Annotated in this window: 15 protein-coding genes; 8 read left to right on the top strand and 7 right to left on the bottom strand. The window is 52.7% G+C overall.

What is annotated here, in order from left to right:
* Positions 1 to 38: 38 nt before the first annotated feature.
* The 4 genes from HUU59_11925 to HUU59_11910 form a co-directional block, all read right to left on the bottom strand.
* The gene (locus tag HUU59_11925) at positions 39 to 2,240 is read right to left on the bottom strand and encodes a T9SS type A sorting domain-containing protein (GenBank protein NUO20149.1); all 2,202 of its coding nucleotides are present in this window, start codon (positions 2,238 to 2,240) and stop codon (positions 39 to 41) included.
* A 194-nt stretch (positions 2,241 to 2,434) separates the two neighbouring features.
* Complete coding sequence (locus HUU59_11920) at positions 2,435 to 3,568, bottom strand: MFS transporter (GenBank protein ID NUO20148.1); 1,134 nt, start codon at positions 3,566 to 3,568, stop codon at positions 2,435 to 2,437.
* Between the two features lie 205 nt (positions 3,569 to 3,773).
* A complete protein-coding gene (locus HUU59_11915) occupies positions 3,774 to 4,346 on the bottom strand; it encodes a c-type cytochrome (GenBank protein ID NUO20147.1) in 573 nt (190 codons plus the stop codon).
* A 29-nt stretch (positions 4,347 to 4,375) separates the two neighbouring features.
* Positions 4,376 to 5,443, bottom strand: coding sequence for a hypothetical protein (locus tag HUU59_11910; protein ID NUO20146.1), 1,068 nt, complete (start codon positions 5,441 to 5,443; stop codon positions 4,376 to 4,378).
* Positions 5,444 to 6,050: 607 nt separating this feature from the next.
* On the opposite strand from HUU59_11910, the gene HUU59_11905 reads away from it, so the two are divergent.
* From HUU59_11905 to HUU59_11890, 4 genes are all read left to right on the top strand, one after another.
* Positions 6,051 to 7,550 (top strand): Do family serine endopeptidase, encoded by a 1,500-nt coding sequence (locus HUU59_11905; protein ID NUO20145.1) that lies wholly within the window; start codon positions 6,051 to 6,053, stop codon positions 7,548 to 7,550.
* 81 nt (positions 7,551 to 7,631) lie between these two features.
* Positions 7,632 to 8,522 carry a DNA-3-methyladenine glycosylase 2 family protein gene (locus tag HUU59_11900; GenBank protein ID NUO20144.1) on the top strand — a complete coding sequence of 297 codons (891 nt, stop codon included), beginning with the start codon at positions 7,632 to 7,634 and terminating at the stop codon, positions 8,520 to 8,522.
* Between the two features lie 32 nt (positions 8,523 to 8,554).
* A complete protein-coding gene (locus HUU59_11895; GenBank protein ID NUO20143.1) occupies positions 8,555 to 9,007 on the top strand; it encodes a methylated-DNA--[protein]-cysteine S-methyltransferase in 453 nt (150 codons plus the stop codon).
* A 602-nt stretch (positions 9,008 to 9,609) separates the two neighbouring features.
* On the top strand, positions 9,610 to 11,247 hold the full coding sequence (locus HUU59_11890) for a T9SS type A sorting domain-containing protein (GenBank protein NUO20142.1): 1,638 nt from the start codon (positions 9,610 to 9,612) through the stop codon (positions 11,245 to 11,247).
* Between the two features lie 154 nt (positions 11,248 to 11,401).
* Here the strand turns inward: HUU59_11890 and HUU59_11885 are convergent, their stop codons facing one another.
* The gene (locus HUU59_11885) at positions 11,402 to 12,880 is read right to left on the bottom strand and encodes a DUF438 domain-containing protein (GenBank protein NUO20141.1); all 1,479 of its coding nucleotides are present in this window, start codon (positions 12,878 to 12,880) and stop codon (positions 11,402 to 11,404) included.
* Positions 12,881 to 13,036: 156 nt separating this feature from the next.
* Positions 13,037 to 13,666 carry a helix-turn-helix transcriptional regulator gene (locus tag HUU59_11880; protein NUO20140.1) on the bottom strand — a complete coding sequence of 210 codons (630 nt, stop codon included), beginning with the start codon at positions 13,664 to 13,666 and terminating at the stop codon, positions 13,037 to 13,039.
* A 165-nt stretch (positions 13,667 to 13,831) separates the two neighbouring features.
* Here HUU59_11880 and HUU59_11875 point away from each other — a divergent pair, with 165 nt between their 5' ends.
* From HUU59_11875 to HUU59_11860, 4 genes are all read left to right on the top strand, one after another.
* On the top strand, positions 13,832 to 14,017 hold the full coding sequence (locus tag HUU59_11875; protein ID NUO20139.1) for a DUF378 domain-containing protein: 186 nt from the start codon (positions 13,832 to 13,834) through the stop codon (positions 14,015 to 14,017).
* A 75-nt stretch (positions 14,018 to 14,092) separates the two neighbouring features.
* Positions 14,093 to 14,575 carry a fasciclin domain-containing protein gene (locus HUU59_11870; GenBank protein ID NUO20138.1) on the top strand — a complete coding sequence of 161 codons (483 nt, stop codon included), beginning with the start codon at positions 14,093 to 14,095 and terminating at the stop codon, positions 14,573 to 14,575.
* Positions 14,576 to 14,663: 88 nt separating this feature from the next.
* Positions 14,664 to 16,637, top strand: a complete 1,974-nt coding sequence (locus HUU59_11865; protein NUO20137.1) for a DUF4397 domain-containing protein — start codon at positions 14,664 to 14,666, stop codon at positions 16,635 to 16,637.
* A 157-nt stretch (positions 16,638 to 16,794) separates the two neighbouring features.
* Positions 16,795 to 18,201 carry an MBL fold metallo-hydrolase gene (locus HUU59_11860; protein NUO20136.1) on the top strand — a complete coding sequence of 469 codons (1,407 nt, stop codon included), beginning with the start codon at positions 16,795 to 16,797 and terminating at the stop codon, positions 18,199 to 18,201.
* A 77-nt stretch (positions 18,202 to 18,278) separates the two neighbouring features.
* On the opposite strand, the gene HUU59_11855 is transcribed toward HUU59_11860, so the two are convergent.
* Positions 18,279 to 24,719, bottom strand: a complete 6,441-nt coding sequence (locus HUU59_11855) for a carboxypeptidase regulatory-like domain-containing protein (protein NUO20135.1) — start codon at positions 24,717 to 24,719, stop codon at positions 18,279 to 18,281.
* Positions 24,720 to 24,913: the final 194 nt, after the last annotated feature.

The following is a 24,913-nucleotide window of genomic DNA, read 5'->3' as shown; positions in this document are numbered from 1 at the left end:
ATGGTTCGCCCCGCTTGAGTTACAAAAGCTAACGACGGTTATTTCAGCAGCATCAGCTTGTGTGTGCTGTGGAAGTTACCGGCTTGGACGCGGGCGAAATACATTCCGGAAGGCAGTTCGCTGCCGCCGAATTGCACGGTGTGATAACCGGCCTGCATACGGCCGAGGTTCATCTCGCGCACGAGCTGACCCGTAAGGTTGAAGACCAGAATGCGGGTTTCAGCAGCCTGCGGAATCGCCATACGGAAATTCGTCTGCGGGTTGAACGGATTCGGGAACACCTTCACGTTGTATTCGGTCGGGATTTCAGCGTGCTCACCCACCGGCAGCGGACCGCGAATGGAACCACCGGAGTCACCGATGTTCCAACGGCCGTTACCGTCGCAGGTCGGATGAGAGAGCACGAAGCCCGTCACCGGAGCATCCTGCGCGCCGACTGCGGTTGTAGACGAGAAGATAATCGAGTCGTCATCCACTTCAACGGTCCAGCCCGTGGGAGCGGTTGCCGTCGTGCCTTCGCAGAAGTCGCGAATCACAACGGTATTCAAACAGCCGCTCGTTACATCCATCGTGTAAGTCCAGTTCGGCGGACCGGCTGTCACAAGCGTAAACGTCGCCGTACCCGTTCCCGGTGCGCGGCGTGTGCCCTGGTTTCCGTTCGCATTCGCACCCGTTCCGCACTCGTTCAACGCGACAACGGTGTACGAATATGCTTGTCCGGCAACTGCGGTCAAATCGTCATACGTATTCACATCACCGGCAACGGTAGCAAGTGTTCCGCCCGGCGTACGGCGAACTTCATACTGATCAGCAGCGGCGAGGTCCGTCCACGTCACACGCACGCGATCACAAAGTGTGTCGGATGCAGCGATACCGGTGACTTGTCCCGGCGCGCCTTGACGAATACCTTGTTCCGGTGTCGTCGGGAAGAGAGTACCAGTGCCGCAATCATTCAACGGCCGAATCTGATATCCACCCACCAATCCCACCGGCGGCGCATGGCAGAACGAATAGTTCGGTCCGCCGGTTGCTGTAACAACGCCGATAACCGTCGTGTTGCGCAGAATCTGGAAGCTGTCTGCATCGGTGCAGGTTGCGCTCCAAGTTACGCACACTTCATCGCAGTCATCATCAGATGCGACGACATTGGTCACCTGACACGTTGGTGCAGCGCCGGAAGCGCCGTTATCCGAAACCCCCGTGCCTTCGCCGCACGATGCCGACCACGGACGAACCTGATAGGGCTGCACTCCGGCAAGCGGCGCGTTGTCGAAGAATTGACGAAGTTGACCGGCATTACCGCGATTGGCCGAGCCGATATGCACCGGCGGCGTTCCACGGTAAATTCTGAAAGAGTCCAAACCAAGCACAGTGTTCACCGACCAGTTCACTTCCACACGACCGCACTGATCATCCGATGCCGTGACGTTCTGCGGTGTCGGAGCGCCGACCGTCTTGCGACCGGTTACTTCAACTGCCGTTGAAAATGCGGTATCGGCATCCTGACCTGTTCCGCAAATGCGATAGGCGCGCACACGATACACATGATCCTGTCCGCCCACGCTCTGGGTGTCCACGAAACGCGAGTTTGCCGGGCCCGGAATGTAATGATAAGGCAATTCACCGTCAATAAGCACACGGTAGCCGGCGATGTTATTCAGGTCGTGCTCCCAATCAACGACGATTGAGTCACAAAATGACTGCGAAGCAGTGATATTGGTAACCGCGCTGGGAGTCGGGCAGCCCGCGCACTGTCCGACATGGCAGGTGAACGGAATTTCACCGTCACCCGTGCCGAAGTAGTACTCGTTCAATCCGCTCTCTACGCGGAACGTGTCGCTCTGCCAATAAATTCCTTGAGCGTCCAAGCACAAGCGCAGCCAGTAAACCGGATGTCCGTTAACGCCCGGTGTCGGAATACCCGTAGCCATCGTAAATGCCGGGTCTGTGTAAAATCCGCCCGGAACTTCGAGGACCTCAGTTCCATTCAGCTGAAATTGATTAAAGTTCACCTGCAAGAAACCCGGGCCTTCCTGCGGCTGACGGTCATCTGCCGTGGCGCCGTTGGCAAGCGAATCCCAGAAAATCTGGACGGTAACGCCGTCAGGTACGGGGTCGCCGCTCCCACATGCAAGCGTCAAAGGCTGTGTAGCGTTGATGAGAATGGCATTGAACTGAGCGTGCACAGCCGATGCCCCCAACATCAAACAAATCAATAACAAAGCAAATCTAAAGCGCATCACGAACTCCTGTGTTGTCGAGTCATGTTATGAGGATAATGCGATAATTTAGAACATATCACTTGAAAAGTCAACTCAAAGCTACTCAATTTCCTGAAGTTAGCCATGGAATGAGCCTCCGCAGACACCCCTAAAACATAGGGAGTTAGCACTTTCACAGCAACCAATGTGGCAGAATGGAAACTTCAGGCACCTTAAAACGAGGCCGTCTTCTCCGTCGCATAGCCTCTAACCAGCAGATAGGCCGCCAGCACGGATTCAAGTGTGCCTGCGAAAAGCAGCACCAGCCCGTAGGAAAGTGTGGACGAAAACCAGTGAGACAGCAGTGAAAAAAGTGCGCCCGACACCAATGGACCGGTCAGAAATCCCAGCGCACCAGCCGACGTAAAACCGCCCATGGACGTTCCAACGTGCCCATCCGGAGCATGGTCAGCCGAGAGCTGCAAAGTAGGGATGAACATGACTGCCGATGCTGCACCGAGCACAAACATCCACACCATCAGCGTCGGCGGACTGACGAAGCCCGAGGTTGCGAAGAAAATCCCGTACACCAATGAGCCCCATAACAGCATTTGCGTCTGCGACATCTTCTTGGAGAGTTTGACGACAAACGGACAGAGCAGCCCCATCGTCAGCATGAATGCTGCAATGTGACCGCCAATTTGACCCGGCGAAAAATCATAGGCAGTCGCGGCCAGAATGGGAAACGACGCGACAAAAAAGCCGACAGTGAAACGGTCCAGAAAGGCGAACAGATAGGGAAGTCGCAGACGCGGTGCCCTGACAAGAAGCTTGAGGATTTCACCCAGCGGCTGCCGCCTCGATAGCCCGGTCTTTGGCACATACAGCACCAGCGACGCGACTGCCACGATCAGCATCAGCACGCCGCCCAATGAAAGCGAGTACAGCGGTGAAATGGAACCGAGGTATCCGCCAATCGGCGAACCTAATGCGACACCAAATGTAATTGCAGCTCCAACGATACCCATTGCCGCGCTGCGATTCGTCTGCTCCGCTCCGGCTATTGCAAGCAACAGGGACAAAGCCGCGATGTGAAACGCTCCTTCGATGAATCTAAGCGCCATCAGTGATGCGAAGTCCGGCATGTGCGGCATGAGCAGGAAACACACTCCGTCCAGTGCAGCGGCAATCGCCAGAAACACCTGCGGTTTCCCGAAACGATCGGCTATGCTGCCGGCTATCGGAGCAAACAGAAATGCAGCCAGCATGTTCGCGGCAAAGAAGACATGCGTCCAGAATTCCGACACTGCAAAACCGTCCATAACGAACGTCTTGAGGATTGGAACCACGCCCGTCACTGGAAGCATAGTGAGGAAAATTAGCCAGGGCTCAATTCGAAAACGGCGCTTCAAAATAGTGTTTCTGCCTGATTGTTCGTATCTGCTAACAATAACGGTCATCCGCACGGGAATTTCAAGGCTCTAACAATTGTGGCGGCAAACTTAAAGATACGGGAAAAGAAAGACCAACTCAACCGAGTCGAGTTGGTCTTCCGAAGTACTTAAATTTATGTTACTTTCCGGCCGGAGAAGCAGGTGGAGCCACTGGCTCAGGTACCTTGTTCTTAATCGGCGGGATAGACATCAAATAAGCATAAATGGCCTTCAGGTCCTCGTCCGGCATATTGTTGTAAACCGGATAAGGCATGGGCGGCAGAATCGCACGACCCTTGCCCATGTGCTTGCCGCTGCGAATGGACTGCACGAAGTTTTCTTCCGTCCATTCACCGATTCCCGTTTCCTTGTCCGGAGTGATGTTCGCCGTAAAACTCACTCCCCATGGTCCCGACCAGGCCGTGAACGTCGACGAATAGGAACCCAGCCACGGACCCTGCGGCGGCGGCGCCGGCGGCATCTGCAAGTCCTGCGGATGTCCGGAGAGATTTCTCTCCCAATCCGGTTCCGGTCCATTCGGACCCATCTTCCACGGTGTGTGGCAGTCGGTGCAGCCCGAGGTCATCACCAAATGCCGGCCGCGTTCAACTTGTGCCTGCTTTGCATCGTCTGCGCCGAATGCATACGTGGCAATAAGTGCAACGACGCAAACTGCTAAACTCAGTGCAAGCGCTAATTTTCTCCCCAACATGTTCTGTTTTCTCCTTTCCACCAAGATTCCTATTTTTTATCCGATACCTCTCTGACGAGATCCGTCAGAATCCAATCCGAAATCAAATGAATAGCTTCTTCGTCCGCTATCTTTGTTCCCAGCGGCGGCATCTGCCGAACAGGATTACGGCTCCGCATGCGATACACAAGTGAACTGCGAGTTGTATCTCCGGGCAAAACACGATAGCTCTCACCGTCAGGCAATCCCGGAATTGAATACTTGCTTGGATGACCGATTACCGTTGGCAAATCAACTGCACGATTGGCGAACATCGTGTCCAGGGGAAGTTTCAGCACCATCCCCACGGAAGCCAGCGGATCGTGAGCATTGTGACAGCCTCCGCAATTCGACCACAGATATCCAAGGGATGCACGCGCCCGCGGTGTTGCGGCTCGAATGACCGGCGGCGAATCAAATGCCGACTCCGGTTGATTAATCAGGATGCCGCTATTGACCAGGTCTGTTAATGTAATCATATTGGGAAGCAGCGGTTCCGCATGCGGAGCAAGCGAATCCCGCACCGGCGAGAGCTGCAGCGCGTTGAACCCCAATACGATGTCGCGGCCTGTGCCTTCATGGCAAGCTTTGCAATCATATACACCGGGAATGTCATGTCTTATCCCGTTGGCGATTTCAGCATGATTGCGCAGGCCGCGGTCAGGAGCCAACTCCGCGTCACTTCCGTTTTCTCTCCACACATATGTCGCATACTCCCAGCGATCCGGCGCAACCTTCTCAATGAGCCGCGTCTCAACCCGCGCTCCAAACGAGAATTCCTTCCAGAATTTTGTTCCGACGGGATACTTCCAGTTGTTCGGATCACTGGCGTCAATCTTTTCGCTGTCTGGCAGATAGAACCAGCGCTGCTTTGCCGCACCGTCCGACCAGAGCGGGTATTGCGGGGAATAGGAGAAGTTCGCCGGTGCAATCTGCTGCTTTGGCAAGTCGACATAGAGGCCGGTTTCCGAGAGCAGCTTGGGTCGGGGAAAACTTACGGAGGCGTCTCCCAACAGGATTCTTGCAGCAACAAGTGCGGATAAGAACAGACCGGCTTGCAACAAACGGACACGAATCACGACCTAATCTCCAAGAAAACTTGACGAATTAAGTAATATATTTAATAGTTTCAAATGTCAACGATAGTCACTGTTTGCACAGAAAATAGAGCAAAAAAGTAAAAAAGTCAACGTCATTTTTAACTTCTGCTCAAATACACGTGCCTGAACTAAGTGATTTGTAGAGAGTTGTTTCCATGGAGGTTTCTTAACAAAGTCTAATGTTCTCCCAGTACACGAAAAGTGGCGATGTTATTGGTCAAACATCTAAGTCAAAAATAAGTCGCCAACCCTTGACAGTCTGCCCAAATGTTCATAAATTACGAATTACTTTGGAATGAATCCGCAGGACAATTCCGTGCATTTTTCATTACAGCGATTTACTAAAGATAATACAAACAATATCTTACTTTCATTTTGTTGTCGAATCTGAACACAGATCATGATCCTGCAACCCGATTCCCGGCAACGAATATTGAGTTGGTTCTTTCCGGCCTGCACCTTGCAAACATCTCGGGAACCCGGGAACCTGCGCAATTACGGGTGGTTTACTCCATGAACTAAGGGGAAGAGACGGCTGCTCGCCGCCTCGATTCAATCAATGTTCCAACAGCAAAAATACACGACCATGAAAAAACTTGGATGGATTGGTGCCGGTTTGGTACTGGCAGGTGCAATAGCGGGTGTGCTGTTCACCGTAAACATGAATCATGACGTCACTGCCGTAGCGCAGTCAGACGTGGCGCCGCGCGTGAACGCCGAGTACGCGCAGTACAACAGCATGATCAACGACCACGGCGAAAGTCCGTTCGTTGCCGTTGCCGAACGAGTCGGGCCGACTGTTGTGCATATCTCGTCGGATAAGGTGATAAGCACCTCCAATCCGATGGATGATTTCTTTCATGACTCTCCTTTGTTCGAGTTCTTCCATCGTCGTGACGGAAACCGTCCGCGCGAATTTCATGCCCCTTCGACCGGTTCCGGCATGATTATCACACGGGACGGCTTCATTCTAACGAACAATCATGTCATTGAGAATGCAGAGAAGGTCACCGTAAAAACTCAAAACGGCCAGGAGTATGAAGCACGCATCGTTGGCGTGGATCCGGAAACGGATGTCGCAGTGATAAAGGTTGATCACAACTTTGAGCCGAATGAAGTCGCATTGATCGGAAATTCGGACCAGCTGCGAGTAGGCGATTGGGCGATTGCGATGGGAAATCCGCTCGGCTTGGAATGGACTTTGACGGTAGGGATTGTGTCTGCGCGCGGTCGAAGCAACCTCGCCATCCAAGGCGGCGGTCCGGCCTATCAGGACTTCATTCAGACCGATGCGTCCATCAATTTCGGCAACAGCGGTGGCCCGCTCTGCAACATACACGGCGAGGTGATCGGTGTAAATACTGCCATCAATCCCAGCGGTCAAGGTATCGGTTTTGCGATACCGATTAACATGGCGATGAAAGTCGTTGACCAGTTGCGCACGAACGGTAAAGTTGCGCGCGGCTATTTAGGCATGCTGCCGCGTGAATTGACCGCCGATTTGCGCAGTGCAACGGGTGTGGATGAGAGTCAGAACGGCGTGTTTGTGGAGCGTGTTGACCCCAACACTCCGGCTGAAAAGGGCGGACTTGAGCCCGGCGATGTTGTCACCGACTTTAACGGCGTGCCCATCAAGGATGTGCAGCAGTTCCGCATGACGGTTGCTGACGTTCCGCCGGGAGAACCTGTGCGCGCGCGAGTCCTGCGCGACGGGAAGACAAAGACGCTTGAGTTCGTGTTGGGTGACCGTGCGCAGCTCGCTTCATTCCTCGGACAGAGCAAGCCCGCTCCCGAGCCGTCGAGCAACTGGCTCGGTATTGACGTCGGTCAGATAAACGAATCCATGGCGCGTGCGCTCAAACTCGACGGCACGTACGGCGTCATCATTAATGAGATAGACGACAAGAGTCCTGCCCGTGACAAATTGCGCGAAGGCGATGTGATTATCGAAATTGATCGCAAGCCCGTGGACGATGTGACCAGCTTCAAGGAGATTGCCGCGAGTCTGCGCAACAGTGACAAAGCCGTGCTTTTCCGTATTGTGCGCGACGGGGTGAAGACCTTTGAAGCAGTTGAAGTGAACTAACCTCTCGGCGGCGCACATCCGCTGCCGGCTCTTCGTAAATACCCTCGGTCAGCTTGGAATGGCCGGGGGTTCTCATTCTGCATGCATATCCACACATTCAACGCACCGTTCAGTTTCAGCAGGACGGCGAAGTACATAGGCCGCTATGAAAACGCGCAGACACACGCGGTTTCAGATGAGCAGTTCTGTCAAGTGCTCGCCGATGACGCCGGCTACTTTCTCATCGAGGTAACGCCTCACGGTGAGAGCGCCGTCAGAGCTGAGATCAAAGTTGGCCGAGCAACTGACGCACGATTAGCACAAGTCAGGCATTACCTGCAGCGGACATTTGGGTGCGATAATGAACTATTGCGCTTTTACGAGTTTGCGGAAACTAATCAGTACTTGAAAAAGTGGACGCGTGACTATTGCGGATTGCGACTCGTCGGAATCCACAGCCTCTGGGAGTGTTTGTCGTGGTCCATCATCGGGCAGCAGGTCTCTGTAGCATCTGCGTTCTCAACGCGCTCACGATTAGCCTTGTATTGCGGCGCGGTGGTGGAGTGGCAAGATAAGATTTATGAGGGGTTTCCAACTTCTGAAGCAGTGCTGAGTTTGACACCGGATGAACTGCGGGAGTGCGGGTTGTCAAGACAAAAGGGAGAGTATCTTCAAGGTCTTGCGTTGGAGCTTCAGCTGGGTTATCTTAGGGAGTCGCTGCGTACGGAAAGTGACCCGGCAGGAATTCGGAGACGACTGATACAGCTGCGCGGTGTCGGCCCGTGGTCGGTGGAATATGCGATGATGCGTGTGCATGGCGATTCCGATGCCTGTCCGTTTGAAGACATCGGGTTACGCAATGCGATTGCAAGAGAGTACGGGCTGGGCAGACAGGCGAGTATCGAGGAAACCAAGCGAATAACGGAGAGTTGGCGGCCCTATCGCGGCTACGCTACATTCTATATATGGTACACGTTGTTGAGCAACCCCTAATTGCGGCTCCGGCGGATCTCTATTGGACGGACATGAAGACTCCGGTTGGCCGGATGCGTTTGACTGCGACCTCGGCAGGATTGATGCGCGCGGAATTCTGTGACGATCCCAGAGATGCCGAAGGTGAGTGCATTGAAACAAAGATCCTGCAGCAGGCACGAAAGGAGCTCACTGAGTATTTCGCGGGCTATCGCACGCACTTTGAAGTGCCGCTTGATTTACGCGGCACGGAATTTCAGCGCGAAGTCTGGCGCGAGCTGCGATTGATTCCATATGGCACAACCACCACCTATGGTGAAATTGCCAAGCGCATATTTTATCCAAGCGCGTCCCGCGCCATCGGTCTTGCCAACGGTCAAAACCCGATTGCCGTCATCGTTCCCTGCCACAGAGTCTTAGGTCAAAACAATCATCTCACCGGCTACGCCGGAGGTTTAGACCGAAAAGCATGGCTCTTGAAGCATGAGTGCAGTACGTTAGTGTAACAGCTTGAGATATAACCAATAATGCACTAAAAACTGCGAACTTTTCTGCATATTGACAAACGCACCTTAGCAAGGTATATTGATGGTGACCCTGAACAAGCCCAGGGAAAATCAACAATAAGAGGTGCGTAATGATCGTAGGAATCCGTAAGTTCAAGGGGGGGCTGTATTTAATAGCACTCGCGATTGGCTTGGTCGCCTTGTTGACTAACGTCTCAAGTGCTGTGCGTGTTGAGAACATGCACACTGCATCAGGGCAAATGGACAATCTTTTCGATGTAAGCTCAAACACAAACGCAAACCTAGACGTAAAAGCCCCATCGTCAGGGAATATCACAGGGGCGCTACTCAAAACCGATGGTCAAGGGGGGCTTTCGCTCTTAGATCAGATAGCACGCCACAATGGTGCGTGTGGATCAAAATCAGTGTATATAGAAGCGAATGAATACAGCTACTGCTTACGTTCCATCGCGAATATTACAACTGGCGAAGCGCATGCGTGCATATACACGTCAGATCAAGTGAACTGTTGCTCGGGAACAGGTAATTAACACGAGTTTGCGGCGGTCAGGTTGCACTGGCCGCCGCTACTATTTTGTTATATGATAGTACTCGTCTTATTGCTGTGTTTAGCAGCTGGAGCGCAATCTGAGATCATCGATGTTTGGCCGGAGAGCGACCTTCAATCAACGGTCAACTTCGCAAATAGCGGTGATACGCTTCTACTTGCTCCGGGAACATATTCAAGCACAGTCGTCCTAAGAGAATATGGTCTCACGATTGCAAGCCGGTTCATAACTAATGGAGATTCTGATCTTGTGGCTCAAACAATCTGGACTCCAATGGACTTGGATGATGACACAGCTAACTGCCTAGTTGCACGCGGTATTATCTCTGACACTCTATTCTTGCTTGGACTAACCTTTGCCGACGGGCTGGGAGTTTTAGATCAAAGCCAAGTAATGCAAGGTGGCGCAATATACTCATTTCAGAGCAATCTCGTTCTTCGCGATTGTCACATCAGAAGCAGCGGAGCTAGCAACGGCGGAGGTGTTTACTCGTTTGGCTTCCCAGATTGGGATCCACAAGGTAGCCTCGTCGTATCTAACTGTTTGTTTGACTCTTGCTCGTCGGGCGGGTGGGGTGGTGCGATCTATGCAAATCGCAATCGTGTGCAAATCGAAGGGTCTTCGTTTATACATAACGCAACCCTATTAGATGGGGGAGCATTAATTTCGTTAGACTGTAGCATCGAGATTAACGATTGTCTCTTTCAGCACAATTCAGGTGCCACTGGCGGAGCCTACATCGCGGGAAAACGGAGTACTACAACAGGAAGTCAGTTTATTGAAAACAGCAGTGATGATTTCTATAATTGGGCTTCTCACTTAGCCGTAAGTCTTGGACACCATGAAATTAGGGGGTGCTATTTTGGGCATTCGGGTATACCTGCCAAGTCAGTGAACACTTGTTGTGACAACCGCGATACTGTCATTTTTAATGGCAATCTTCTTGAAGGGAATATAGATGACTCCCAAATTCGATCTGGCAACTTCTCAGCTTGTGGGATTAGAGGAGAAGTGTCTAACTGCGTGTTCAGAAATAATGTTAGCGGAGGCGGGCAAATATATGTATTCTGCGGATCGAGAATAAGGATATTCGAAAATTACATTAACGAGAATAGCTCACTTACTCCGGGTATCCCTTCTGTTATTCGCACAGCTACACAAGGTGTACCCACAATCTATGATAACATAATTTCCGGAAACACTGGTCAAACCATCGATTTTCTGTCAGGCTATCCTTCGACTATCGATGCACGCAACAACTGGTGGGGGCACGAGACGGGGCCGTATCATCCGACTCGGAATCCGTTTGGTCAGGGAGACACAATTTTGTCGGATAGCGTGCTTTTTGATCCGTGGTTGCTATCTCCGCCCGACACTTCAAATTCGGTGTCGCCTCGGCCTGAAGCGCCGGTAAACTGGAAGCTGATGAATGTCTATCCAAATCCCTTCAACAGTGAACTCTCGGTTGCGATTGCTGGACTAATGGGAGATGGGTTTTCGCTTAAACTCTATGACACGCTTGGACGAGAGGTCGCAACACTCTTGCACGGGCGCGGGCACGGTCAGATGATTCATTATAGTGCGCCAAACACTCTCGCTACCGGAGTTTACTTCCTGCGTGCCGCAGAAGAGCAAAGTATTGAAACGCGAAAAGTCGTGTTTCTGAAATAGCAGAGTCATCGAATAGAGAAATACAGAACGGCGACCCATTGGTCGCCGTTTCTCATTCATGTAGAGATGAATATGTCAGTTGAATTGTACGCGCCGAGATTGCGCCGAAGTCAATCCTGCATTTCTGCAGACCGTATTCTTGCGATGAGGACAATTACGATGTGGTTTCTTCTTCCAGAAGACGGCGTTGACCTTCGAGTGTTTTGATTTTGGCTACGTCTTGAACAACTTCCAAGGAGCCGCGATACGTACCATCCTTATCGCGAATGGCGAAGTAGCGGATGTGCACGAACATCTCTCCGAAGGGAATCCAGAATTCCGCAACGTCGCGTGTACCGCGGCGAAACTCGGTGAGAATTTGATTGACGAGATGCACGCTTTTTGGCGGATGACAGTTCTGAACTTTTCGGCCAATCGCATCGGGCGTGCGCGCGAAGATTTTGTGCGGCTGATTGGAGTAGTAGCGCACGGTATCGTTCTCGTCTACATAGGAGAGCTCGACCGGAAGGTTAGTCAGAATGAGATTGACTTGCTCGAGTGTCAACTCGCCTACGTTCATTTGCAACCGACCGTCTGGCAATGATTCGGATTGACTTGAACCGACATGCGAATGTTTCCACTCTGTTCCCGGAATAAAGGCCTGCATGTAACCGATTTCGTGCTCGCTCTTCTTAATGGCGATCCAATCCTCTTCGCTCAGCAACTTCATCGCAGTCGGGAGCAAGATGCTCTCCTCCTTTTGAATCATGCTGGATACGGCTCCGAGCAGGGGCAGTATGTTGGCGGCGACAAAATCGGCGTCGTGCTTCGCGCATGCTTCGCGGACGGCTTTCAAGAGAGCACGAATATCGTCATGGGTCGCCCACATTACGGTGGACGGACCGGTGAAGCCATAGCGCTCGAGATAGCTGAAAAGCTGATGCTCTTTGCGCAGATAGTGTTTATCAATTTCGCCAAGCTTGTCGAGATAGGTCGTGAGTTCACGCCATGCTTCGGGATGCGATGTCGGCGAGGGTGCGTTGTTTGTCGCGGCGAGAATTGCGCGCAGGTGCGAGACGGTTAACTCAAGCAGACGATTCTCAGAGACAAACGTATGCACCGGATGGCCGGAGGGAACCGCAATATCCACTTTCTGCAACGACGGATTGACCACCTGCAGGTGCACGTCGCACATTTTCTTGATGTCATTGACAGAGAACCCTTCACGGATTAAATGCTGCTCCATCTCGGCAATTTCGCCGGGCAGCGACAGACGAACAAGGTTGGCGAAGTCGCGCTGAGCTTCTTCGAGTGATCCGCCCGCGTGAAGCTTTGCCATGATTTTACGGAAAGCCTCAAGCCGTTCCGGGCTGACTGTTTGTCCCAGTGTACTGTCAACGATAAGAGTGCGACCGGTGTGTCGCTGCACCGCGCCGGCGATGAACTGCATCATTGCATCAACGGTGACGCCGCCGCGCATAGCGGCCATTTCAAGGGTCGCTACTTTGGCCATCATCTGACGCATTTGAGGATCCTGAAGTGCACGGTAATGCGGATTGAAGTGACCAAGTTCTTCAACGAGAAACGGGAAGCTCTCGATGAGGTCACCGACAAGAGTACCCGGAGTCAGACGCGAGATTGGGGATGCTGCCATATTAAGTATCTGATTTTATGGTAAGTGGATATTGAATTCTAATACTGGACTAATTACTCCAGAATTTAACAAAATATATCATAAGTGGCAAGTCGGAAAAAAGAAGCGGCTCACTTGGACTGTGAGCCGCTTTAACGCGAGTGAGATACTCGGTGATCACGGAATCGTAACGACAATGGCCTTGCATTCCCCTTGCCCGATACTGCGATAGCCGTGCGGAAGCCGGGAATTGAAGTAGGCAGTATCGTCTTTATCAAGAGTCACTTCCTCATCTTCAACTTTCAATCCGAGCGTTCCAGATAGAACATAGATGAATTCATGTCCTTCGTGCGTGTGCTGGGCAACTTCATCGGGATCGTGGATCTTAACTGTCGCAAGATATGAACTCGATTTTCGTTCCGTAGCAGGATAGTCAAGACATTGAAAGGTATACAGGATGTCCTTCGTGTCGAGCTTTTCATCAAGATCCATTCGCTCCGCAGCCCGGGTGATAGCGATAGATTTGTGCTTTTCCGGATCAGAGAAGAAATGATCAAGTCCGACAGAGAAGACGAGCGCAATTCGGGAAAGTGTCTGCAGGGTCGGAACGACATGGTTGTTTTCGAGTTTTGAGAGCATAGCTGCAGAGAGTCCGGTATGCCTCCCAAGTTCAACTAAACCCATGCTTTTCCTAAGCCTAAGTCGGCGAATCTTTTCACCAAGCGAGTACTGAGCGAGGTACGGGGTGAGCGTATCAATCGGCTCTTGCTTTTCGTTTTCGTCGCGGGAAACATCTCTTGTTTCCATTTTCACTCCATTTTAATGACTTTGCATTTCACGAAACAATCACCCCTTGTTCAAAGTTATTTTAATGTAAGTCACAGAAGACGGGAAGTCAAGACCCTGACTCGATTTTCCCGCGAAAATTCTCAGAAAATGCGCCTGCAAATCTAACTGAAAACAAGGGATAACATGCAATTCCTCAACATTCTCACCAAGATCCTCATTATTGTGGGAGGCCTGAACTGGGGTCTGGTTGGCCTCCTCGATTTCGACCTCGTTGCCACACTACTGGGAGACATGACGGGCTTGTCACGTACGGTTTACACTTTGGTGGGCATTTCCGCCGTTCACCAAGCATTTCGGATCAAGGGTTAGTTGCTCAATCACACATATAATAGGAGTAGAAAGAACATGAACAAGATTCTGACGAGCATCGCAGCGCTGTCCCTGATGCTGACGGCCACCGTTGCATTTGCGGGAGACTATGACAAGAAGACCGCGACCGCAGCAAGTACGGCGAAACCGCAGGACATTGTGGCAACAGCGATTGCTGCAGGAAGCTTCAACACACTGGTGACCGCCGTGCAAACGGCCGGGCTGGTTGAAACTCTTCAGGGACCGGGACCGTTTACTGTATTTGCTCCGAATGATGCGGCATTTGCAAAGGTACCAAAAGAAACGCTTGACGGCTTGCTCGCGGACAAACAGAAGCTCGCGGCAGTATTGACCTATCATGTCGTTGCAGGCAAGGTTATGGCAGCCGACGTTATTCAGCTTGACGGAAAGGAAGCCGCAACAGTGAATGGTCAAAGCTTCAAGGTTGCGGTGAAGGACGGCAATGTAATGGTAGACAACGCCAAGGTCATTGCCACCGACATTCAGTGCTCCAACGGCGTGATTCACGTCATTGACACGGTCATATTGCCAAAGTAAATTGCGGTGCGTCCTTCCGGCAATGTGATCACAGCATCCGGGCGGAAACTCCTGAACAAAAATCAACCTGAAAAAAGGGGAATAGATCATGACATTCAACATCGCGCTGCTGCGCAAACTTGCCTTGCTTATCGTGCCGGTACTATTTGTATTTGGCTGTGACTCCGATAACGACAATGATACACCGCCCGTGCAAGCTCAATCAAGTTATGTGCGTGTGGCACACTGGTCGCCCGACGCACCTGCTGTAGATGTCTGGGTGGACGGCAATCTTGTCTTGGAAGATGTCAATTTTAACGGACTGAGCGGATACCTGGAGTTGACTGAGGGCTCACATTCAATCACTGTCGTGGCTGCCAACACAACATCGCCCGCTGTGATTCAGGAAACAGTCATGCTGAACGCGAACACATCATATACTGTAGCGGCAACAGGATTGCTCAGCGGCACGCCGTCTATTGACGCATGGGCGCTCATTGACGACCGCACACCGGCTGGCGGGCAGGCGAAGGTAAGGTTCGCACATGCATCACCGGACGCACCGAACGTGGACATCTATGCAACCGGAGGCACAACACCGCTGTTTGCAAACATTCCGTTCCGCTCGGCTGCAAACTACATTAGCGTGGCACCCGGCAGTGTCGGGCTCGAAGTACGAATCGCCGGTACATCAGATGTGGTTGTGCGCTTTGCTCCAATCTCTCTTGAGGCGGGGCGGAATTACACGGTCGTCGCCAAGGGTTTGGCAAGTCCCGGAAGTATTCCGAATGCACTGTCTGCGTATGCAGTGGTTGACGCTCCGGGCAATGGATCACAAACCGTCAATCTTGTGCCGGTCGAGGCTTCGACGGCTCTGGTGCGCGCGGGACACCTTTCACCTGACGCGCCGAATGTGGATGTGTACGTAGGCGGTATGCTGATCGCACAGGGCTACTCCTACCGTGGTTTCAGCGAGTATGTCACGGTATCTGCGGACGTGCAGACTGAAGTTGAAGTATTTATTGAAGGCACCACAACGAATCCGGTCATCAGCGCGGACGTTGTCTTTGGCTCGAACGAAGTTTACTCGATTGTCGCAACCGGCTTGGCGGGGAACTCCACTCTTGGAGCGATTGTCGTAAACGATGACCTGACCACGACTGACGGAAGCCGCATACGCTTTGTTCACGCGGCCTCTGACGCTCCGACGGTTGATATCACGTTGACGGACGGCACGGTGCTGTTTGGAAATGTGGAATTCAACGAGGCGCTGGATTACATTGGTGTTCCTGCCGGAGTCTACAATCTTCAAGTGCGGCTTGCGGGAACGGAGACGGTTGTCCTTTCATTTGCGGATGTGGAGCTCCCATCGGGCAGCGTGTACTCAATTTATGCTTCAGGATTATTGAGTGACGGAACACTGGGAGCGATTGCCGTTGTCGATGAGGTTTTTCCCGGCAGCACGGTGCTCAGTCTTGAATCGGCGGAAGCGGAAGTCCGCGTCGCACATCTCTCACCGGACGCGCCGAATGTAGATGTATATGTGGACAACGCCCGTGTGCTTGAGGATGTGCCGTTCACCGCAGTGAGCGGATACTTACGAGTACCTGCAAAGACGCAGATGATTGAAGTATATGTTGCCGGCACAACCATAAATCCTGTTATCAACACAACGCTGACCTGGCTTCCAAATCAAGCGTACACGGTCGCGGCAACGGGTCTTGTCGGAAGCAATGATCTTGCGCCAATCGTATTGGTTGACGACCGCAGCGGCGATCCAAACGGCAATGCGCACGTGCGATTCGTGCACACGTCACCTGATGCGCCTGCCGTGAACATCCGAGTCGCAGGCGGCGGGCCAGTGCTGTTTGAGAATGTTTCATTCAGGGAATTTGCCGACTATATCGGAGTCGCCGCGGCAACATATAACCTGGAAGTCGTACTCACAAGCAACGGTCAAGTCGTGCTTGAGATTCCGGGGATCGAACTGAGCAGCTCAACCAACTACACTGTGTTCGCCATCGGTTTGGCAGGCAATGGAACGCTCGCCGCGCTTCCGGCAGTTGATTCGCAAGGCGATTAATCCGCAATATTTGGCGGAGTGAAATGAATCGGGCAGCGGAGTCTCCCCTGCCGGTGCCTGAACGTTCACCCGTCAATTTTCATAAAAACACGCCCGCGCTTGACGGGCGTGTTTTGTTTGTTTATCTTGGAAGAGTATTCACTTTCAGGATAGGACCATGAAGATTACATTTCACGGTGCGGCCGGTGGTGTGACCGGCTCAAAGCACTTGATTGAAGCGGGCGGAAAGCGCGTTTTGCTGGACTGCGGGATGTTTCAGGGAAGACGCAAAGAGGCCCTGGATTTGAACTGGGGAATGTCGCCGGAGTTGTCGCACGTTGACGCGGTAGTCTTGTCACATGCGCACCTTGATCATTGCGGACTGCTTCCGCTGCTTGTCAAGCGCGGTTACAAAGGCAAAATATTTTCAACCGCAGCGACGCGCGACATTACCGAATACATTTTGAAAGACAGTGCTTCGATACAGGAGCAGGACTTCAAGTGGCTCACCAAGGAAAAGATCAGTCAGGCACAGCCTGCGGAGCCGCTGTATGAATCGGATGATGTCCCCGCTACTATGAACCTGTTTCGAGAAGTGCAGTTTGCGAAGCAGGGCAGCGAATGGCACACGGTCATTCCGGGCGTTCGATTGAAATTCTATCAGGCGGGGCATATTCTGGGCTCGGCATGGATGATGCTTGAGTTTGACGGCGAAGCCGGGCCGGAGCGAATCGCGTTTTCCGGTGACGTTGGCAGATTTCATACACCGCTTTTGAAGGATCCCGAATATTCCGACGAGCCGTGCCCCGTATTGCTGCTGGAGTCCACCTATGGAAACCGCGAGCACAAGCCGCGAGAAATTGCGTATGAAAAGCTCCGGCAGGCAATCATTCGCGCGACCGACAGACGCGGGAAAGTAGTAATACCGGCGTTTGCACTGGGCAGAACACAGGAACTAATCTATGTGCTTCATCGGATGCATGACGCGGGCTCCATTCCGGATATTCCAATCTACATAGACAGTCCGTTGGGCATCAACATGACGTCGGTGTATCGGAATCATCGCGATCAATATGATACTCAGACCAAGAAGGATTTTCCGGAAGCGGGAGATTATCCGCTGATTGACGACAAGATTCGATACACGCGCACTGTTCGTGAATCCATGGAGTTGAACGATAAGAACGGTCCGCTCGTCATTATTGCATCATCAGGTATGATGGAAGGGGGTAGGATTCGTCATCATCTGCGGCACACCATCAGTGACGAGAAAAACATCATTTTGATCATCGGTTTCCAAGCCGAATACACGCTTGGCCGAAGACTTGTCGAAAACGAGCCACAAGTTAGACTGTTTAACGAATGGTATGACGTGAAAGCAGAGATTGTCAAACTAAACGAGTTCAGTGCGCATGGTGACGCAAAGGAGCTGCATGCATTCGCGGACAATATGACGGGACTGCGCAGAGTGTTTCTTGTACACGGCGAGCATGAGCAAGCCACGGCACTGCGCGAACGACTGCTCTATGGAAGCGAGAATCTGGACGTTTCGATACCGCAGCGGGGTGATAGCGTAGAGCTTTAATCAAGAATAGCCGTGAACGAAAAGAGAAGCCCCCGCTCAACCGAGCGGGGGCTTCTGCATTCAAGCTCTACAAGCGATTACTTCAGCAGTACCATCTTCTGTACTGCGCTGAAGCTTCCTGCCGTCATCTTCACAAGATACATACCCGTCGGCAGATTGTCGGCGGTGTAGAGTACGGTGTGACTTCCGGCATTCATGATTTGATCCACCGGACGAGCGACTTCCTGACCTGCGACGTTGAAAATCGTGATCTGGACGCGCGACTCATTCGGGACGTCAAAGCTCAATGCGGTCGTGGCATTGAACGGATTCGGATAATTTGCATGCAGCGCAAACGCGGTCGGCACTTCAACGTTGTCATCCGCGTCCAACGCGACCGTAATGGTCACCGGAATGACGAACGGTGCGTCAACGTCGTTGTGCGCAATTGTCAGCGTGCCGGTGTAATCGCCCGGCGTGAAGCCTGCAGTCGCGCCGGTCACGGTTATCAGCTGAGTTTGATTCGCTTCGACATCGCCGCTTGCCGGGTCCACCGTGAGCCAACCCTGATCCGACGTGATGTTGTATGCCACTTCACACTGACCGGCAGGATTCGTGATTTCGAATGAGCCAATCGAGTTTTGTCCGGCAAGTGTGTAGATATTCAGTGAACTCAAGCTGAAGTTTGCGTTCGGCTGTCGCATTGTGGCGTTGCGAGTGGTGGAACCGCCGTCATCCACGACGACGTCTTCAAACACCATATCACAATAGCCCTGCTTGTGAATCGTGATGTCATGCGTACCGGGCTCAACTTCGAGAGTGTAATTACCCTGAGCGTCGGTAAAGGCGATTTCTCCGGGCATTTGCGCCGAAGTCACTTCCGCATTGGCGATGGGCGCATTCGAGCCAAACTCGCGCACGAGTCCGGTGACTGCACCGGATGGACCAGCCCAGAAGGCCACGGCAGTCTCGTTGGCAGGCTGGAACGCTCCCTGGCCATTCATCCACAACGCGATAGCGTCACTGCCATCCTCGTTTTCAACACCGACTGTACCAATCGTGGCTCCGACCGACTGATAGTAGAAATAGATGGCCGTCGGCGGTTCGAGGACGATTTGCATGTTGTAGATGTTGTTCGGATTTCCAAACTGTGGAACGGCGACCCAAGCTATAATCAGGCGATCGTTCGCAACATCATTGTACATATACACATCGCCGCCGGACGCCGGGTTCAAGTCCATCCAGTTAATCGCGATGGTGTTGTTGGGCTCGGCCGCATTCGGCATTGTACCGCCAAGGCTGTTCGTCGTACTCGTAAATGACAACCAGCCATTTGAGCAGACTGCGAACTGAGAGTAGGTATTTCCGTAGTATTCGAAGTCCCACGGTAGATCCATCAAGCCGGAATTGATGTCATCGGCATTCACGATGACCGTGCCGTTAGCAGTGATGTCTGTCCACTCGAATTCGATGGTCTCCCACGGACTTTGAACTGCTCCGACTTCCGGTGCGGACGGATCCGATATGTTCGGAACTTCGTCCACTGCAGTGACAGTCCACGTATAGAACGTCTGATTGTCCGGCGGAGTGTCAATGTAGGTTGTCACACCGGGTGCGGTCGTACCAATCTGGGTCCCATCACGATAAATGCGATAGCCTGCAAGGTCCACGAGCGGAGTTCCGTCGTCGTTCGTTGCAGGAGCGACCCATGCAAGAGCCATTTGGTTTGTTCCAAGCGGATTGCCATCAAGACCGGTGGGCGAAGCAGGAGCCATATTGCAAGTACCGACGACGTGCGGTGACTCCGGTGATTCACTCGTGCCGTCGTACACCGCCGTCACCCAATAGGTGTATGGCGTATTTTCGACACGGTTCAGATCAAGATAGGTGTGCTGAGTCGCGGGAATCTGGGCGATCTGACCTGTACCCTGACGGTAGACACGATAGTGTGTGATGTCATCGAGGCTGCGTCCGCGTTCGCGATTGACTGTGCAAGTCACCTCCGGCGCACGACTAAACGGAGCGAACCATCTGTCCATCGGATCGGCAAAGCCAAGTGATGTTTCATAGGCTGCGCGGGCAAGAAGATTGTCCTTCTCGTTTTCGGAATCGAATACGGGTTCAACAATCGCCGTTTGCGGAATGCGGTCCATGGCGTATCCGGTCGGTTCACCGCTTGACGTAATTTCGATAACCTGACCGCGTGAACCAAACACATCTTCCGGCGGCGGGCCGCCGATCCAGGCGCGCATCATCCAATCCCAAGCGAAGAATGAATTCCACGTTGGATAGGTGTTTGTCCAGTAGGTACGGGAATCAGGTGCGCTGTTATCGGATCCGCATCCCGGTCCGGTTCCTCCCGGCGGGAATTGGATGACAATATAGAAGTCACCGGGCGAATCAAGGAAGACGGAACCATCAGTTTCGGCAAACAGCCAGCCGGGTGTGCCGTCGGCACCGATATCCGTCCATTCATAGAGCGGGTTGTCGATATCAGCGCCCTGATTTGTTGCATTCGGCGGACAAAGTCCCACCCATGGCAGCGGGTCGCTGCGCTCCATGTAGATTGTTGCTGCGTACAGCATTAACGGATAGGTCGCATCATCGGGCGGCGTCATTCGCATGCAGAAATAGTCATTCGCACCATTTGGAGTGGCAACACGGTACCAAACTTCCGATGTGCCGTCGTCATAAGAGAGCAACTCACCCTCCAGAACTCCGGGCTCGAGCCAACTGATCTGGATGCGATCGTCAAAATTGCCGTTCGTGCCGATTGAAGTTACCGGCAAGTTACCATAGAGAATCGTTATCGGAGTCGAGGGATCGGATTCAACAGGTGTCGAAACATTGTTGTCACGGGCAGCAACGGCATATTGATAAATTCCCGGAATAGTCAAAGTCTCCGTATAACTGGAAGCGGTCGGTGAGCCGACTAACGTCCAGTTTTGTTCTGTTGACAGTCTGCGATAGACGGGGTAAACGTCCACAAGCGGATCGGTCGAGTTGTCCCAATCGAGGGAGACGAGTCCGGTCGAGTTGTTAACCGTTCCTGTGAGGTTTGTCGGCACCGGCGGATCGAGACGAACCATCGTGATGTTGACACCGGTCGTTCCTTCTTCATCGTGGTTCGGAACCGGAACAGAGGTCGTGTGATAGCCGGCAAGCGAGGCAGTAACAGTGCGGTTACCTACAGCCACAGAGTCAAAGTGATATTGTCCCTGCGCGTTGGGGTTGGTGGTCGGTGTTCCACGTCCACTGGCGCGGACGAGAACTTGTGTCAAGTTGCCGTTTCCTCCATCGAGTGATACGGTGCCAGATAGAGGACCGTAAGCGGGAGTTGGCGCCCAGAAAGTCACCGAGCTTCCGTTGCTTGGTGTGAAGTCACCGGTTCCGTCGAATAGCAACTGAATCGCATTTGTACCAGTGGCGTTTTCAACACCGATTGTTCCAGAGGATACACCCGGATTCGCCGTAGGCATGGATTCGTAGTTATAGGTCACCGAACCGTCCGCATTGATAATTATCTGGTAGGTGTAGCGCGCCTGAGCATTGGAAATGTGAGGAACGCTGTCCCACGTGATAATAAACCTTTCATTGGCGGCATCCGCATAGTACAGATATGTGCCGCCACCACTGGGCGGATACATATCATCCCACCAAATGTAAAGGGCATTGTTAGGTTCAGCGGCGGAGGGAATTGTACCGTTAAAATAGTTTGTCGCTGTACTTGTGAACGACGCCCAGCCGTTTGAGCAAACGCGAATGCTATTGTAGGTGTTTCCGAAGTAGGTGAAGTTGAACCCGAGGTTAAACGGCCCGACGTTTTGATCGTCGCCGGTGATGCCAAGCGGCGTTCCAACACCTGTAATGTCAACCCATTCAAAATCGCTGACTTCCCACGGACTGACCACTGAACCAACAGCACCATTTGACGGATCTGACACGTTGGGAACTTCATCTACTGCCGTGACTGTCCACGTGTAAAGTCCGGTTGGGTTTGGCGGAGTATCCAGATATGTCGTAACCCCTGCCGCAGTTGTACCAATCTGCACACCGTCACGATAGACGCGGTAGCCCGCCAGATCAACCAAAGCGGTACCGTCATCGTTCGTCGCCGGTGCCGTCCACGCGAGCGACATATTTGTGAATCCTGAAGGTGTGGCAGTCAGACTTGTCGGAGCCGCAGGCGCCATGTTGCAGGTAAGGTGCAAAGTCGGTGACGGGCCGGATTCCTGACCGTTGTCATAGAATGCCGTTACATAGTAGTCATGGAAGACATTCTCGACCCGGTTCAAATCCGTGTAGTTCGTTTCAGTGGGTGAACCAATCAAGGCTCCATCGCGATACACACGATAGTTCACGATTTCATCGAGACTGCGGCCATCGGCGTTGCGCAGAGCAACCTGCGGAGCGCGGCTGTAGGGCGGGAACCATTGATCAAGAGGATTCTGGAATCCTTGCGTCGCTTCATACTCCGCACGGGCAAGTATGGAAGCCTTGTCATCGCCGAATGTCGGTACTACGATAGTGCGCTGCGGAATTCGGTCTTCAGCATAGCCACCGCGGCCGTCAATCTGCACTAATTCAAAACGTCCATTGCTTCCAGCGAGTCCTTCCGGCGGCGGTCCGCCCACCCAGGCGCGCATCATCCAATCATACGTAAAGAATGTGTTCCAGTTGGGATAGGTATTCGTCCAATATGCGCGGGAATCAGGAGCGCTGTTGTCCGAACCGCAACCGGGTCCGGTGCCTCCCGGCGGGAATTGAATTGCAATGTAGAAGTCGCCCGGAGCATCGAGAAACACGGAGCCGTCGGTTTCGGCAAAGAGCCAGCCCGGAGTACTGTCTGCACCAATATTCGTCCACTCAAACAGAGCGTTGTCTATGTCTGCGCCGTTGTTCGCTGCATTTGGCGGACAGATACCCACCCACGGCAGCGGGTCGCTGCGTTCCATATAAATGGTCGCTGCGTAAAGCATTAATGGATACGTCGCGTCATCCGGCGGCGTCATCCGCATACAGAAGTAGTCGTTCGGGCCATTCGGAGTTGCTACACGGAACCAAACTTCCGACGTGCCGTCATCATAAGACAAGAGTGTTCCTTCGGAGATTCCCGGCTCCAGCCATTGCAGCCGGATGCGGTCATCATAATTACCATTACCACCAATCGAGGTGACGGGCAATTCACCATAGAGTACGTTGATGGAGCCCGACAGGTCGGACTCAACAGGCGTTGACACATCATTGTCACGAGCGGCAACTGCATACTGATAGATGCCGTTCGCTGTCAGAGTCTGCTGGAAGGTTGACGCGGTCGGCGTGCCCTGCAACACCCAGTCCTGCTCGCCCTGCAATCTTCGATACACCGGATAAACATCAACCAAAGGATCTGGTGAATTGTCCCAATCTAATGTGACAACACCGGTTTCATTATTCGCAGAACCTGTGAGATTCGTGGGAACCGGCGGGTCAAGGCGAATGAGATTCAGATTGACACCGGTCGTACCGTTTACCGTGTGCTCAATGTTCTGCGCGGCATTGTGATAGCCTGCCAAGCTTGCGGTAATGCGGCGTGCGCCGATTTGTACATCTTCAAGAGTGTACTGTCCATTCGCGGCAGGATTCGTGTCAGGCGAGCCCAAACCATTTGCAGACACCTGCACGGCCGTCATGACACCCGCGCCGCCGTCAAGCGTCACGGTTCCAGAAACGTCGGCAAAAACTTCTTCACCTTCTGAGAGTTCAATAGACCAGTTTGACGTCGGCAGCGTTCCCGCGCCGTTGTAGCAAACTTGCAGGGCAACATTGCCGGCTGCGTTTTCAATACCGACCGTACAGTTAGAATTGCCCGGTGTCGCCGTTGCAACCGACTGATAGTTGTATTGGATCGAACCGCCTTCATTAATCACGATTTGGAACGAATAGCGCGCGTCATTGCTGTTGATATGCGCCACGTTAATCCAGCTCATGATAAAACGGTCGTTTGCCGCATCGGCGTAGTACAGGAACTGCCCGCCTCCCGCAGGCGGATACAGGTCATCCCAGAACGGATACAGCGCGGCATTCGGCTCTGCCGCTGCCGGAATTGCCACGTTTGTCCACGGAGCTGACGTGCTTGTGAACGACGCAAATCCGTTCGAACACATACGAACCGACGTGTAGTCCACATCGTAGAACGTGAAGGTGAATCCCAAGTTGAAGGGACCAACGTTTTGGTCATCGTTCACGATTCCGGCATTTGTGCCGTTGCCCGTGATGTCAATCCACTCAAAGGTCACTTCGTTCCACTGGTACTCATCGAGACGGCCGCCCGGAACGCGTGGCCTTTCCGGTGTTTGGGGGATAAGTATTTGACTTCCTAATTGCTGTTCGGCCTCCAGCGCAAGCTGAAACTCCGATTCGTTTAATTGCAGACCGGCAGCGACCTTTTGTTTCAGCCGCACGACGTCGTCCTGTGTGACCGCGTAGGCCGCGACGGACATCGCTATCAGCGCTGCACACGCCAATAGCCCCTTCCAAAATGTGTTGCGGTAACTCATGCTCCTTGCTCCTTGCTACTTTTCAGACTTACGAGGCAATTTTTCTAAATTACTCCTCTCGCGTAAGATTGTCAATGAATTCGTGAATGAAAATCACATCCGATGCGGTGCGATGTGTTCGCTTGAAGGCAAATGATTGAATGAGCTGCTTTCGACTCAGCGGCATCGAAACAGGTTAGCTATTGTGAATCCTA

This window comes from bacterium, from assembly GCA_013360195.1.
Classification (GTDB): domain Bacteria; phylum Electryoneota; class RPQS01; order RPQS01; family RPQS01; genus JABWCQ01.
This window is presented reverse-complemented; position numbering and strand designations above follow the sequence as displayed.